Origin of the sequence: Geomonas agri (genome assembly GCF_020179605.1) — a bacterium.
In the GTDB taxonomy this organism is placed as follows: Bacteria; Desulfobacterota; Desulfuromonadia; order Geobacterales; family Geobacteraceae; genus Geomonas; species Geomonas agri.
In genome coordinates this window covers 627,898-640,721 of sequence record NZ_JAINZO010000002.1, presented here as the reverse complement: position 1 = coordinate 640,721, position 12,824 = coordinate 627,898, and the positions used below count along the sequence as shown (strand labels likewise).

Below are 12,824 nucleotides of genomic sequence, written 5' to 3'. Positions count from 1 at the left end.
GGTTACCGTTCCAGATGCCACGGGCATTTGGAGAGGATCTGGGTGAGGGCGTAGAAGAACACCTCGGCCCGTCCCTGCATATTCTGGCAGTATTCGGGGTGTGGCTGCCGGGGGTGCCCAGTCATGTCGTAGTGGGTGGCGTAGCAGCCGCCGGCGCAATCGTAGCGCAACCAGCAGGCCTGGCACGGGAGCTGGCTGTCCACATCGAATCCTTGCAGGGATTCGTGCAGGGATAAGGATCCCTTTCCTGCCTGACCCATGGCGAAGTCGGGACGATCCACGAACGCTATACAGGGAAAGACTTCGCCGCGGCTGTTGATGGCCAGGGTGTTGTTGCCGGCGCCGCAGGGGCGGGTGAAGCGGCTGGCGCGCCTGATCCTGTTGATGCTATCCAAGAGGTTGGAAACGATAGGAATATCGCGGGTGCTCTTGTAGCTGGCAATGTAATCGACGTAGTAATCGACGAATTCTTGAAGTTCGACCAGCTGCCGGCGGGGGGGGACGATCAGCTTCTCGTAGATGGGGTTTTGATGGTATCCGGGCTCGTGGCAGTACTCCAGCTGTATGCGCCCGACGCCCAGGGTGGTTAGGTGGCGGAAGGTTTCCAGGTAGCTGTCGGAAAAAGTCGTTAGCGTGGCCCGTATGCCGAGCAGTTTCTGGTTGGGAAAGCTCATGATGTTGTTGACGATCTGCTGCCAGGTTTCCTCACCGTACTTTCCGGGGCGCTGCAAGTCGTGGATGCGCGGGCTACCGTCCAGGCTGACCCCAACCTGGGTGAAGTGGCGAGCCAGGAACTGCGCGGGGTGCCCCTGCAGCAGAGTGCCGTTGGTATCGAGGGTCAGGAAGAAATTTTTGCCCAGCCGTGCCTCGTGTTTGAGGAGTTCGCGGGTAATTTGCTGCAGAACAGGGAAATCGAGCAGCGGTTCCCCGCCATAGAAGTTTATGAAGATCTTTTCCGCGCTAGAGCGCTCCACCAGGGAAACGATAAGTTCCGTGGTTCGACGGGCGGTGTTCCACCCCATGACGTGGCCGGGCTTGCCGAACGTGCCGCCACGGTTCCAGCAGTAGCAGCAGGCCAGGTTGCACGACTGGGCAAGGTAGATGGAAAAGGTCTGGTAGCTGTTTGTGTCGGTAGATCCTTCCTGCAGGTAGGAAGCAGGGAGCGGGACGGCGCGCTCCCTGCTGAAGAGCTCTGTCAGTTCGCCGTAAAGGGCGGTCTCCTCCGGCCCCAGCGGGGGCCGCGCCGTTTGCGGACCGGGCTGGCCCGCTCCGGGGCCAGCCGGTGCGCATCGCCGCAGCAGTCGGGCCGCCAGAGGGCTGATTTGGTAAAGCCTCGCGGTACGGCTGAAGAACAGGAAGTGCTGACCTCCCTGCTCGAAGGTATGGTAGTCGCTCATGACCGTTCTCCGGCTGCGGCGCTGATCACAACCTTTCGCTGTAGACCAGCAAACCCGTCGGCACCATCCGGACCGAGTACTTTCGATCCAGATCGATGATAAACCAGACTCTTCCGGGCTGTTGCACATTGATCTTCGCGGCCGGCGAGAGCGCCGAGCCGTTCGCCTCGAACTGCTGGCACACCGCCTGCGGGATCTCCCCACGGTCCAGTTCGCCAGCATGCTCCAGCGGTAGCGAGAATACGTACATATCGTTGGTCGGAAGGGTCATGCACACGTTGTTGTAGGCCCTGAAGTTCTCCATCTGCTGGGAGGTGATGCAGCTGGCGACGATCTGGTCCGGCGACCAGCACTGAGCGCGCCTGGTTGCAGAGTCTCCGTCCCCCTCGGAGACCAGTTTCAAGTGTTTGCTGCCGCCGTTGTCCCCACCAATGTTTTCCTCGGCCATCGCTCTCTCCTTTCATTGGATAGCATCCGGCAACAGTGCTCTTAAGCCGGCTACCGGTAATAAAAGCGATCGTGTCCCGCGGTATCAGCGCAGCTCGGCATACGCTGCGATCCGTCCCCCAATCAGCCTGACCGAGTAAGAGCAGGTTTCGTCGGCTACCTGCCACTGCTTGCCGTGCTCCCTGACCGAAACCGTGGCAGCCTGATCCAGCGGGAGCTGCAACAGTTGCAGGCGTTGCCGCAGCAAAGAGGGCAGCACTCCGCGGTCAAGGTCCCCGGTATGTTCCGGGGGGAGGGTGCAGACCAAACTTTCAGGTATCACCGGGCCTGAAGCGACGTTACCTGGGTACACCGTGTGCTGAGCTTCGGTGCTGCAGCATTGAGTGGCCTGGATGGAGTCGATGCAGACCAGTTCCGTGCTCCGCGGGTGCGAGCTGCCTCCCTTGGAGATCAACCTGATATGGGAGGTGCTGACAGTTTCGTGATGGTGCAGGTCGTGGAAAGGGTCCCTCATGAGTGAATCTCCTCTGCCTCAACCTTTAATGGGGAGAGCTTTATGGTGCAGCGCGAGCCGCCCCCGATTCGAGGAGCCAAGACAGGGCAAGGGGGTGTCTTTCGATAAATGATGAAAGGGGGACGGCGAGCGACTTCATTATCTCTGAAAATTAGAGATTGTCAATGTTTCCGACGCTGTCCTAATTGATTTTTGCTGGAGGGGAAGGGGACATGAAAACGGCGGAGGCCGTGGCCTCCGCCGGGGTGCAGGCAGGGCGGGAAGGAGCGTTACTTCTTATGACATTCGTTGCACTTGGTGGGCCCTTTGCCCTTGTCGGTGTGGCACCCCTTGCAGGTACTGTGTGCCCAGTCTTTGCCGAGGGCAGCAATTTTCCCGCCCTTGTCGGTTTCATGACAGTTGGTGCATTTCATCTCCGCCATGTCCTTGTGTTTCTTGTGCGGGAAGGTCACGTTGCCGTTCTTCGCGGGGAGCACCACCACGGTCTCGTCTGCGGCGAAAGCAAACCCGGCACAGAACACGGAAAGGACGGCGGCTGCAATGGCTCTTCTCATGTTTTCGTCTCCTTTAGGCATGTAATTAGAAATACGCAGAAGAGGATACCCTTTCAGCCAGGTATTGCAACGCCCTGCCCATTCTTAACTTGACAAAAGAGGAGTTGTCATTAGAAAGTGGCGGAGAATCAAGGGGCTGCAGCGCATGAAACCAGCAAAAGACGTCATCAACATCCCGGTAGGTTACTTCGCTCTTCCCGTGCCGCGTACCGGCAGTATCGAGCCACGATCGGGCTACGACCGCTCCACCAGGGACGGCCAGGAGATCCACCAGCGGGTGCAGCGGAAACGGGGGCAGGACGACCCGACCTACCAGGCCGAGGTGCCGGTCGGGCGGCTCATCGAGCGGGGCGGCTTCCGTTTCCAGGTCAACGGGCGCATGGACGGCGTGTCCGGCCGCGACCTTCACTGCATCGAGGAAATCAAGAGCTGCTTCAACCTGTGGGACCTTAAGCGGCGCCTGGCGGGCGGATCACTCCAGGAGCCCTACTGTCTGCAGCTGTACACCTACGGCTACTTCCACTTTCTGGAACACGGGGTGGTACCGCGCCTCACCTTCCACCTGGTCTCTTCGCGCAACGGGCAGTCCGCGGACCTCGAGGTCCGGCTCGACCTGGAACAGTACCAGGCATGGTTCGATGCGCGGTTGGAGGAACTGGTTCGCGAGGCGGCCCTGGCGGCCAAGAGAGCGCAGCGCAGGCACAAAGTCGCGGCAGCCTTCCCGTTCCCCTTCGAGAAGCCGCGGCCCGGGCAGGTGGAGCTGATGCAGGAGGTTGAGTTGGGGATGGCGATGGGGCGGCGCATGCTGATCCAGGCGCCGACCGGCCTGGGCAAAACGGTAGGGGTGCTGCACCCCGTGCTCAGGGAGGCGCTGGGGCGCGGACAGACGGTGTACTACGTGACGCCCAAGAACAGCCAGCACGAGGTCGCCGAGGACGCGGTGCACCGGTTCCGCGAGGCCGGCGCGAAGCTGCGCTCGTTGACCATCACCGCCAAGAGCAAGATCTGCTTCCAGGAGGAGCCGATCTGCACCCCGGAGTACTGCGAGTACGCCCGCGACTACTACGGCAAGGTGGCGCGCCACGGTCTGGTGGAGCTGCTGGAGAAAAAAAGGAGCCTCAGAAGCCGCCATTTCCGGCAGTTCGGCGAACAGTACCAGGTCTGCCCCTTCGAGCTGCAGATCGATTGTGCCAAGCTGGCCGACGTGGTCATCTGCGACTACAACTACGTCTTTGCGCCGCGCTCGGCGCTGGGGCGTGCCGCAGGGCTCCCGGTGGACCAGGTGGGCAAGCCGAGCCTGGTCATCGACGAGGCGCACAACCTCCCCTCGCGGGCCATGGAGTACTACTCTCCGCGGCTCTCCAGCACGGTGCTGGAGGGGATGCGCGAGGACCTGGCCGGGGTGCCGTTGTCGTTTCGGCGGGAGGCGGCGGGGCTCCTGGATGAATGCGTGGCCGCGGTACTCTCCTGCCGTCGGGGGGAGGATGGCAAAGCCGCGAGGATCGAGCCGCCGCTGGCCCCGTTCCTGGACCTGGACGGCCGGCTGCGCGGGCTTTTGTCCCGCTACCTCGAGGCGGACGTGGAGGTCAGGCAAGAGGATCCCGTCCTGCGTCTCTGCTACTACTGGTCCGAGTTCACCGAGACGCTTGAGTTCGCGGTGCGCTCGGAACGCCAGGAATTTTTTACCTCGTACCAGCCGCACGGTGCGGGGGGGAGCATTAAGGTGACTTGCTGCGACGCATCCGAGCTGATCCGGGAGCGCTACGCCGAGTACCAGCAGGTAGTGGGGTTCTCCGCGACGCTCAAGCCGATGGAGTACTACGCCAAGCTCTCCGGCCTCGACCCGGACCAGGTGCGCTGGGCCGAGTTCCAGAGCCCGTTTCCCCCAGAGCGGCGCAAGCTTTTGATCATCCCGCAGGTCTCCACCCGCTATTCCCAGCGCGAGCGCAACTACGCCCGCATCGCGGACGCCCTGGCCCGGATCGTAGCGCTCAGGCGCGGCAACTACCTGGCCTTTTTCCCAAGTTTCACGTTCCTGGAGCGGGTCGCCGAGCTGTTCCGGGTACCGGAGGGGTTCGAGGTGCTCCGGCAGGAGCGCAACATGAAGGGCGCAAGGACGGCCGAGTTCCTGGAACAGCTACGGTCGGGACAGGCGCCCACCGTGGTCCTCGCGGTGCAGGGGGGATCGCTTTCGGAAGGGGTAGACTATGCGGGGGACATGGTGATTGGCGCCTTCGTGGTTGGACCGCCGCTACCGAACTACGACCTGGAGCGCGAGGAGATGCGCGCCTACTACCAGCGCCACTACGGCAAGGGGTTCGAGTACGCCTACACCATTCCCGCCATGTCCAAGGCGATCCAGTCGGCGGGAAGGGTGATCCGATCCGAGACCGACCGCGGCGTGATCGTGCTCATGGACGACCGCTTCCTGGAGGAGAGTTACAGCAGCGCCATGCCGGCGGACTGGTACGAGACGCGGGCGGACGAACTGGTGTCCGGTGCGATACTGAAGGATATCGACGACTTTTGGGCCAAACCTTCACCCTAGCCCTCTCCCCTCGGGAGAGGGCTAGGGTGAGGGGATTGCCACCACCCTCCCTCACCCGCCCTTCGGGCACCCTCTCCCGGCGGGAGAGGGTCGGCATAAAAAAAGCCGCCTCTTCCAGCGAAGAGGCGGCTTTTCTGTTCGTAGAGACCGGCCAGGTTATTTCCCCTGCACCACCAGGGCCTGGTACGGCCATCCCTGCATGCCATCTTCGAGGATGTGCATGCGCGCCTCGGCGATCCCCTTTCCTTTCAGATAGTCGTAGGTGTTCTTGGCACCGCCGCCACCGCGTGGGCAGATGATGACGATCTCCTCCCGGGAGGCGGTCAGCTGCGGAAGTACCCGGTCCAGCTTCTGCTTGTCTTCGGCTGACTTCACCGGGAATGCGTTGGTCTGGACGGCTCCCTTGAAGTGGTGCTGCTGGAACTCGGCCGGGACCTGGATGTCTACGATCTGCATCTTTTTACCGGTCTCCAGCCATTTCTTGAATTCGCCGGGCGCTACGTACTGGTAGTTGCCACCGAAGAGGCTGCCGGCAAAGGCTGCCGTTGCGGCCAGGGTCACTGCAACCGCCAAGGTAAGGGCCAAAATTCTTCTCATCTTCTCATCTCCTGTTTCGCTTTGTATCGGGCCGGGCGGCCCGTGTTGCTATCTACTTATCGCGTCAGCCCTCAGGAGCAGCCAGCATGCAAGGCCGCGCCGGGGGCATGCCCGAGAAGCGGGCCACGTCCATGCCGAGCTCTTCCCAGAGCTCCGGGTCCGAATGCACCTGAAAACCGTCGTTCATAACAGATCCCCCCACCGAAGATAAAAGTATGAGGATTTTTATATGTTCGCTAGGGCAATAAGTCAAACCGATAGTTTCGATGAAAACTTTAAACTGTATTGGTTTATTCGATAGACACTTCTCGGGGCAAAAAAAAGCCCCCGGGGGACCGGGGGCTTACTGGAGGCTGATGCAGGAGTTGTTTTTACCGTTTGGTCTGGTGCGGGGCGAGGACGACCTGCTGAACCGCCATGTCGACAACTGGCAGCGGGGGCACGGCTTTGATGCCGTAGATCTTTTCCAGGTCTATATCCTTGGGAACGGCCTTCAGCAGCGCCTCAGCCACTTTCTGGTCGGCTTGGCGGTAGCGCAGCTTCACCTCGACGTTCAGCTTCTTCGCTCCCTTGAGCGGCGGGACGCCGTAGTGTACGTCTTTGTACCCCTTGGGCGGGATGGTGTCGTGCCGGGAAAAGGAGGTGACCACCCAGGGATCGACCGCGAAATGGAAATTGTCGCCCATCCCATCGGAATTGAAGAGCCTGGCGTCGGCGGGCAGGGAGCCATCCGCGCTGGCCTGGCCGCTGCTGAGCAGGAGCCTGCCGGCATCGTCCTTGGCCTTGATCTCCAGCCACATCTGGCGCACGTTGGTGAGCGAGGTGGGGAGGTTATGGCCGGCGCGCAGGTTCTTCACGCGCACGCGCAACTCAGTGAGTTCCCCCTTGGCGTAGCTTGGCATAATCTCCACCGCCGCCGCCGATTTGAGCCGGTCCACGGCCATGGTGTACTGCTTCATCAAGAGCTTGGCCTGGTCCGTGTTCCCGGCCTTGGTTGCGGCGCCGGCGGCGAGATAGCTCAAGAGGTAGTTGGCGCCGTTGAAGTAGTGCCGATAGTCCTGGCGCTGCGGCTTGGCGAACCGGTCGGCCGCCGCCATGAAGGTCGCGGTATCGACCATGTGGCAGTCCTGGCAAAGGATGTCGCGCTGGGCGTAGGGGCCGTGCTTCCACTCGAGGTAAGTGGCTTCCAGCGGGAAGTGGGCGTCGTAATGGTAGACCTGGTGGCAGGAGGCACAAAGGTCGGCCCGCAGGTGCAGCGGACTTGTGGCGCAGTCGTGGAAGCCCCCGCCGCATTCGGCGCTCGGCGTGAAGGGGCCGCGCTTGACAAAGCGCGGGCCGTCTTTGGTTTCGGCGCCGGGAGTGAGGATGAAGGAGCCGTTCTCCGGTTCGTGGGACGGCGTCTGCCAGTGGGTAACGGCGCTTACCGAGTGGCAGATGTCGCAGGAGACGCCCGCCAGCGCCATCTCGCTCAGACCCGCGTTACCGGGTCCCTTGATTTCGCCGGTGACCATCCCGGCAGGGGAATGGCATCCCTCGCACTGGCGCGAGATCTCGTGCCCCACCGCCTTGACCGCCTTGTTCAGTTCTCCCTGGTACACAGGGTCCTGAAAGGCGAGCTGGTGCACGGAACCGCTCCATTCCTTATATTGCTTCTCGTGGCATCCCTGGCAGACGCTGGGGGGGGTGAAATCGAGGGTGGACTTGTCCCATTTGATGAGGGATGGATAGTACGGGTAGAAATCACGATTGACGTCGAACAGTGCGGACGCGGCATGCGTTGTGCCGGTCAAGGCGGCCAACATTGCTGAGGTCGCAAGCATGACTGCGATCTTCCTGGGGAACGGCACAAACCCTCCTTTGAGGCTGGTTTCGGGACCTAGTGGCGCAGCCTGGACAATTCGTTCTCGGGTTACTCGGAGTCCTTGGGCACCTTGGGCGACTTGGGGCAGCGCATTTTCTTGTTCAGGCACTGCTTCACCTTCTTGATCGCCTCCTGATCGCTCGGGAACATATCGAAGGGAAGATGCTCCCCCGTCTGCTTATAGATCTGGTACCTGTTGCAGCTCTGGTAGTCACCGAAGCAGAGTTTACTTTGAATGTACTGTGCCGCCTTGGGGAGGTCCTTCATGTTGTCCTTGAAGAACTGGCAGCATTCGACGAGTTCGCACGCCATAACACACCTCGAAACATCTACATAATTTAAACGGCAGGCCTAAACGGCCGTGCCGTGGGTGCCGCCGGAGCCGGTGACCGTGGCGGCAGAACTGCTCTGTAGCATGGCCGCCTCAGGCCACGCCGCGTATCCGGTCCAGCGTCGCGGCTATGGTGGCGGCACTGACGGAGTCCCCGAAACAGCCCGCTCCGGCGTAGCTGTCGAAATCCTCCAACTGCAGCAAGAGAAGCGCGAGCAGGTCATCCCGCCCGTGGGCCGGTGCCGGGGCAGCGCGGAGAGCGATGATCTCCTCCACGATCCAGTCAGGGAGGTCGGCCTCTTCGTGTTGGCGCTGTGCTGTTTCAACGAGCTGCTCGAGCAATTCCATGGCTACTCCGTTGTTGGCCCGGTGCATGGATCGGTAGCGGCTTGTCCCGGCCCAGCGGAGATCGTCAGCGCTTTTTGCTGTACCAATGTGTCGGCCACCTTGCGTCGGGCCGCCGTCAGCAGGCGCTGCACGGTCCCCCGTGAGATCCCCATGCAGGCACCGGCCTGTTCCTGTGTCTTACCCTGCCCGTCACACAGGTGCAGGGCCTCCAGCTCGTCATGGGCAAGTTGCACTTGGCCCAGATCTTTGAGTGGGGTGCCTGCCGGCTTGAAGACCACGGAGAAGCCGACACGGTGCGGGCAGACACAGTTTCTCGGCTTGCGTGGACGCGGCACGACTAGTGGGAACACCCATGGCCGTGGCCATGGCCGCCGCAGGTATGGCCGGGGAGGTACTCCTCGAGTTGGTTCGCTTCCAAAAGGGCCAGGTTGTCGGCAACCGTTGCTCCTCCGGCTCGGAACACCCTCATCCCGGCCGCGTTCAGCTTGTGCAGCGCGCCGCCGCCGATTCCGCCGACCACGACGGCGTCGACATGGTGCCCGCCCAGACCTGCCACGGGGTTGCAGGCACCGTGCTGGTGGACGCGGTCGCCGTTATTGATGGCAGTGCACTCACCGGTGGCGCTGTCGACGACGACAAACCCCGGAGCCGAGCCGAAATGGCCGTAAACTGCGCTGGAGAGACCGCTATTCTGTTCAACTGGAAAGCAAACTTTCATGAAATAACTCCGAATGTATTGTGTATATGCACAAGACAGATCTAACATTCAAGAACACATATGTCAATATCTTGTAAACAGAAGATTGTTTTTTCTCGCATAACTTGTGTGGGATTGGCTGGGACAGATACTAGGTGGAGAGGAGATGCCGGGTCGGCGCAAAGGAATTTGCTTTGACGCGAACTTGCCGCAGGTGTTATAAGTGCCGCGAAGCCCCCCCTCACTCTTATGCTCCTTCCTTTGCCAATGCCAGTAACCAGTTGCGCTCAGGAGCCTCCTGCCATGTTTACTAGGATCCTTTTGCTGCTGATCATTCTGGGCCTGACCGTTACCGGGGCGCACGCCGAACAGGCAACCGGCCGTGATCTGCGAGTCATCGTCGTCGGCGGCAACAGCAACTACCCTCCGTACCAGTTCCTGGACAAGAACGGCGAGCCGGCAGGCTACATCGTCGACCTCACCAGGGCCATAGCCAGGGTCATGGGTTTGCAGGTCAGTATCCGGCTGGACGATTTTGGCAAAATCCTCAAAGGACTGGACAGCGGTGACATAGACATCCTCGAGGGGCTCTCCTACTCCGAGACGAGGGCGAAGGAGTACGATTTCTCCACTCCGCACTCGATCATCGTGCAGGCCATCTTCGCACGGAAGGGGACGCCGGCGGTTAAGAGCCTGGAAGACCTCAAGGGGAAGAAGGTGCTGGTGCATCGTGGCGGAGGCATGCACAGCTACCTGCAGGAGCGGCACTACGATCCGGACCTGGTGCTGACCGACAGCCCGCGCGAGACCCTGCAGCAACTGGCGGCCGGACAGTGCGACTACGCCGTGGTGGCACTGCTGCCGGCCATGTACATCATCCGCGAGGAGAAGCTTACCAACCTGGTGCCGGTGGCGACCAACGTGGCGCCGCAGCGTTACTACTGCTACGCCGTGAAAAAGGGGAACGCGGAGTTGGTGGCCCAGATGAACGAGGGGCTCTCCATTCTTAAGAAAACCGGAGAGTTCAACCAGATCTACGACAAGTGGATCGGCGTCTTGGAACCCCAGCGCACCTCGTGGGTCACGGTGGCGAAATACGCGGCGCTGGTGGTGATCCCGCTCTCCCTGATCCTGGCGGCGACGGTGTTCTGGTCGTACTCCCTGCGCCGGCAGGTGGCGCAGCGGACGGAGTCGCTTTCCAACGCCCTGGCGGAGTTGCAGAGAAATCAGCAGCAACTGGTGCAGGCCGATAAGATGGCCGCCCTGGGGATCCTCGTATCCGGGGTGGCCCACGAAATCAACAACCCCACCGGCATCATCCTGATGAACATGCCGACCCTGAAGAAGATATTCAGGGACGCGGAGCGGATACTGGACCGCTACCAGGAGGAAGAGGGGGAGTTCGCCCTTGGCGGGATTCGCTACCAGAGGGTGCGGCAGGAGGTGCCGCTGATCCTTGACGAGATCCAGGACGGCGCCCAGCGCATCAAGAAAACGGTCGAGGACCTCAAGAACTTCGCGCGCAAGGACGACGAGGCACGCAAGGAGTCCCTCGACCTCAATCACGTGGTGCAGACGGCGGTGCGGCTGGTGGACGTGGCGACGCGGAAGATGACCAACAATTTCAGCGCCAGCTACGGCGAAGGGCTGCCCAGGGTCTTCGGCAACGAGCAACGGCTGGAGCAGGTGGTGGTGAACCTGGTCATGAATGCGGGGCAGGCGCTGCCTGATCCAAGCCGGGCCATAAGCATGCAGACCAGCTACGATGCCGGCAGCGGCCGTGTGATGCTCACCGTGCACGACGAGGGGACCGGGATCTCGCCCGAGCACCTGAAGCACCTCACCGACCCATTCTTCACCACCAAGCGCGAGAGCGGGGGGACCGGACTCGGGCTCTCCATATCGGCCAACATCATCAAGGACCACGGCGGCGAAATCAGCTTCGAATCCAGCTTGGGCAAGGGAACCACGGTCACCCTCGCCCTGCCGGCTGCCGTGGCGGGGAGCGAACATGGATAGTGAGCTGTACCCGAGCTTCAAGGTGCTGCTTGTCGATGACGAACCGGCATGGCTGCGCTCGCTGTCGCTCGCGTTGGAGAGCAGCTCCGGTATCACCAACGTGGAGCTTTGCAGCGACAGCCGGAACGTGCTGGATATCCTCGCCCAGGGTGAGGTGGGCCTGGTGCTGCTCGATCTCACCATGCCGCACGTCTCGGGCGAGGACCTCCTGGTCCAGGTCGGGGAACGTTTCCCGGGTGTGGCCGTCATCGTGGTGAGCGGCCTGAACCAGGTGGGCAAGGTGGTCAACTGCATGAAGCTCGGTGCCTACGACTACTACGTCAAGACCGATGACGAGGAGCGCATCGTCTGCGGCGTCCTGCGTGCCATCAAGCACCTGGAACTGCAACGCGACGACAAGGAGATGGCGCGGCGCTTCGTGTCCTGCGAGTTGCAGCACCCGGAGGCGTTTTCCGCCATCTGTACGGCGGACCGGGCCATGCAGGCACTCTTTGCCTATATCGAGGCGGTGGCCGTCAGCCCGCTGCCGCTATTGATCACGGGCGAGAGCGGGTCCGGCAAGGAACTCCTGGCCCAGGCCACCCACCGGTTGAGCCGCTGCCGGGGCGAACTGGTGGCCGTGAACGTTGCCGGGCTGGACGACACCGTGTTCTCGGACACCCTTTTCGGCCACCTGCGCGGCGCCTTCACCGGTGCCGAAGGGGTGCGCCGCGGCATGATCGAGGCGGCCGCCAACGGTACCCTGTTTCTCGACGAGATCGGGGACCTGAGCATCGCGTCCCAGGTGAAACTTTTGCGGCTGCTCCAGGAAGGGGAGTATTTCCCGCTGGGGAGCGACCAGCCCCGGCGCCTCAAGGCGCGCATCGTGGTGGCGACCCACCAGAACCTGGAGGCGAAAGTGGCCGAGGGTAGTTTCAGGCGCGACCTGTTCTACCGGCTGCGCACCCACCACGTGGAGGTGCCACCGCTGCGCAGCCGCAAGGGTGACCTGCCGTACCTGCTCGACCTGTTCCTCGAGGAGGCTGCCGCGACGCTGGGCAAGAAGAAGCCGACTCCGCCCCCCGGGTTGGTGCAGCTGCTCGCCACCTACAGCTTCCCGGGCAACGTCCGCGAACTGAAGGCCATGGTTTTCGACGCGGTGAGCACGCACAAGGAGCGCATGCTTTCCATGGACTCCTTTGCCAAGGCGATCAGCGCCGGCGGAGGAGTTGCGGAGCGGGCGCCGGACCAGAACCCCTTTGCGGGCTTCGAGCCTCTGCCCACCTTCGCCAACGCGGCCAATTACCTCCTCGAGGAAGCGATGAACCGCGCCGGCGGCAACCAGACCCTGGCAGCACGACTGCTCGGTATATCCCAACCCTCCCTCTGGAAACGCCTGAAATTGTCCCGCGGTTAAACCCCTATTGCCGGAGTCTATAGCTATAGACTTCGGCAATAACGCTGTAAATCCCCCGTAATAAAAGGCATAACCCTTGCGGTACGCTAAGTCCTATAGCCTGAGTCTATAGCCG

The 12,824-nt window shown here is 61.8% G+C and carries 14 protein-coding genes; 3 read left to right on the top strand and 11 right to left on the bottom strand.

All coding sequences use genetic code 11. From position 1 onward, the window contains the following. Positions 1-2: 2 nt before the first annotated feature. From K7R21_RS14300 to K7R21_RS14285, 4 genes are all read right to left on the bottom strand, one after another. Entirely contained in the window at positions 3-1,397 is a 1,395-nt protein-coding gene (locus K7R21_RS14300; RefSeq protein ID WP_224983969.1) for a radical SAM/SPASM domain-containing protein, read from the bottom strand. A gap of 25 nt (positions 1,398-1,422) precedes the next feature. Beyond that, a complete protein-coding gene (locus K7R21_RS14295; RefSeq protein ID WP_224983968.1) occupies positions 1,423-1,845 on the bottom strand; it encodes a hypothetical protein in 423 nt (140 codons plus the stop codon). A gap of 84 nt (positions 1,846-1,929) precedes the next feature. Continuing rightward, the gene (locus K7R21_RS14290) at positions 1,930-2,358 is read right to left on the bottom strand and encodes a hypothetical protein (protein WP_224983967.1); all 429 of its coding nucleotides are present in this window, start codon (positions 2,356-2,358) and stop codon (positions 1,930-1,932) included. Positions 2,359-2,627: 269 nt separating this feature from the next. Then, complete coding sequence (locus tag K7R21_RS14285) at positions 2,628-2,912, bottom strand: cytochrome c7 (protein ID WP_224983966.1); 285 nt, start codon at positions 2,910-2,912, stop codon at positions 2,628-2,630. Between the two features lie 145 nt (positions 2,913-3,057). Here K7R21_RS14285 and K7R21_RS14280 point away from each other — a divergent pair, with 145 nt between their 5' ends. Continuing rightward, positions 3,058-5,460, top strand: coding sequence for an ATP-dependent DNA helicase (locus K7R21_RS14280; RefSeq protein WP_224983965.1), 2,403 nt, complete (start codon positions 3,058-3,060; stop codon positions 5,458-5,460). 156 nt (positions 5,461-5,616) lie between these two features. Here the strand turns inward: K7R21_RS14280 and K7R21_RS14275 are convergent, their stop codons facing one another. The 7 genes from K7R21_RS14275 to K7R21_RS14250 all read right to left on the bottom strand — a co-directional run bounded on the left by K7R21_RS14275 (position 5,617) and on the right by K7R21_RS14250 (position 9,315). Beyond that, the gene (locus K7R21_RS14275; RefSeq protein WP_224983964.1) at positions 5,617-6,057 is read right to left on the bottom strand and encodes a rhodanese-like domain-containing protein; all 441 of its coding nucleotides are present in this window, start codon (positions 6,055-6,057) and stop codon (positions 5,617-5,619) included. A 64-nt stretch (positions 6,058-6,121) separates the two neighbouring features. Then, complete coding sequence (locus tag K7R21_RS20725; RefSeq protein ID WP_263630716.1) at positions 6,122-6,244, bottom strand: hypothetical protein; 123 nt, start codon at positions 6,242-6,244, stop codon at positions 6,122-6,124. Positions 6,245-6,428: 184 nt separating this feature from the next. Next, a complete protein-coding gene (locus tag K7R21_RS14270) occupies positions 6,429-7,904 on the bottom strand; it encodes a multiheme c-type cytochrome (protein WP_224983963.1) in 1,476 nt (491 codons plus the stop codon). A 62-nt stretch (positions 7,905-7,966) separates the two neighbouring features. Continuing rightward, complete coding sequence (locus tag K7R21_RS14265) at positions 7,967-8,230, bottom strand: hypothetical protein (RefSeq protein ID WP_224983962.1); 264 nt, start codon at positions 8,228-8,230, stop codon at positions 7,967-7,969. Positions 8,231-8,342: 112 nt separating this feature from the next. After that, entirely contained in the window at positions 8,343-8,597 is a 255-nt protein-coding gene (locus K7R21_RS14260; RefSeq protein WP_224983961.1) for a GSU3529 family protein, read from the bottom strand. A 2-nt stretch (positions 8,598-8,599) separates the two neighbouring features. Next, positions 8,600-8,932, bottom strand: a complete 333-nt coding sequence (locus K7R21_RS14255) for a DUF134 domain-containing protein (protein WP_224983960.1) — start codon at positions 8,930-8,932, stop codon at positions 8,600-8,602. 2 nt (positions 8,933-8,934) lie between these two features. After that, entirely contained in the window at positions 8,935-9,315 is a 381-nt protein-coding gene (locus K7R21_RS14250; protein ID WP_224983959.1) for a NifB/NifX family molybdenum-iron cluster-binding protein, read from the bottom strand. Positions 9,316-9,597: 282 nt separating this feature from the next. On the opposite strand from K7R21_RS14250, the gene K7R21_RS14245 reads away from it, so the two are divergent. Further along, positions 9,598-11,313 (top strand): transporter substrate-binding domain-containing protein, encoded by a 1,716-nt coding sequence (locus tag K7R21_RS14245; protein WP_224983958.1) that lies wholly within the window; start codon positions 9,598-9,600, stop codon positions 11,311-11,313. After that, positions 11,306-12,709, top strand: a complete 1,404-nt coding sequence (locus tag K7R21_RS14240; RefSeq protein WP_224983957.1) for a sigma-54-dependent transcriptional regulator — start codon at positions 11,306-11,308, stop codon at positions 12,707-12,709. Before K7R21_RS14245 ends, K7R21_RS14240 begins: the two co-directional genes overlap by 8 nt. Positions 12,710-12,824: the final 115 nt, after the last annotated feature.

Bases quoted from the DNA above. Each gene is read 5' to 3' on its own strand.
- K7R21_RS14240 (WP_224983957.1), top strand. From the start codon at position 11,306: ATGGATAGTGAGCTGTACCCGAGCTTCAAGGTGCTGCTTGTCGATGAC.
- K7R21_RS14295 (WP_224983968.1), bottom strand. From the start codon at position 1,845: ATGGCCGAGGAAAACATTGGTGGGGACAACGGCGGCAGCAAACACTTG.
- K7R21_RS14265 (WP_224983962.1), bottom strand. From the start codon at position 8,230: ATGGCGTGCGAACTCGTCGAATGCTGCCAGTTCTTCAAGGACAACATG.
- K7R21_RS14280 (WP_224983965.1), top strand. From the start codon at position 3,058: ATGAAACCAGCAAAAGACGTCATCAACATCCCGGTAGGTTACTTCGCT.
- K7R21_RS20725 (WP_263630716.1), bottom strand. From the start codon at position 6,244: ATGAACGACGGTTTTCAGGTGCATTCGGACCCGGAGCTCTGGGAAGAG.
- K7R21_RS14285 (WP_224983966.1), bottom strand. From the start codon at position 2,912: ATGAGAAGAGCCATTGCAGCCGCCGTCCTTTCCGTGTTCTGTGCCGGG.
- K7R21_RS14300 (WP_224983969.1), bottom strand. From the start codon at position 1,397: ATGAGCGACTACCATACCTTCGAGCAGGGAGGTCAGCACTTCCTGTTC.
- K7R21_RS14290 (WP_224983967.1), bottom strand. From the start codon at position 2,358: ATGAGGGACCCTTTCCACGACCTGCACCATCACGAAACTGTCAGCACC.
- K7R21_RS14275 (WP_224983964.1), bottom strand. From the start codon at position 6,057: ATGAGAAGAATTTTGGCCCTTACCTTGGCGGTTGCAGTGACCCTGGCC.
- K7R21_RS14250 (WP_224983959.1), bottom strand. From the start codon at position 9,315: ATGAAAGTTTGCTTTCCAGTTGAACAGAATAGCGGTCTCTCCAGCGCA.
- K7R21_RS14260 (WP_224983961.1), bottom strand. From the start codon at position 8,597: ATGGAATTGCTCGAGCAGCTCGTTGAAACAGCACAGCGCCAACACGAA.
- K7R21_RS14245 (WP_224983958.1), top strand. From the start codon at position 9,598: ATGTTTACTAGGATCCTTTTGCTGCTGATCATTCTGGGCCTGACCGTT.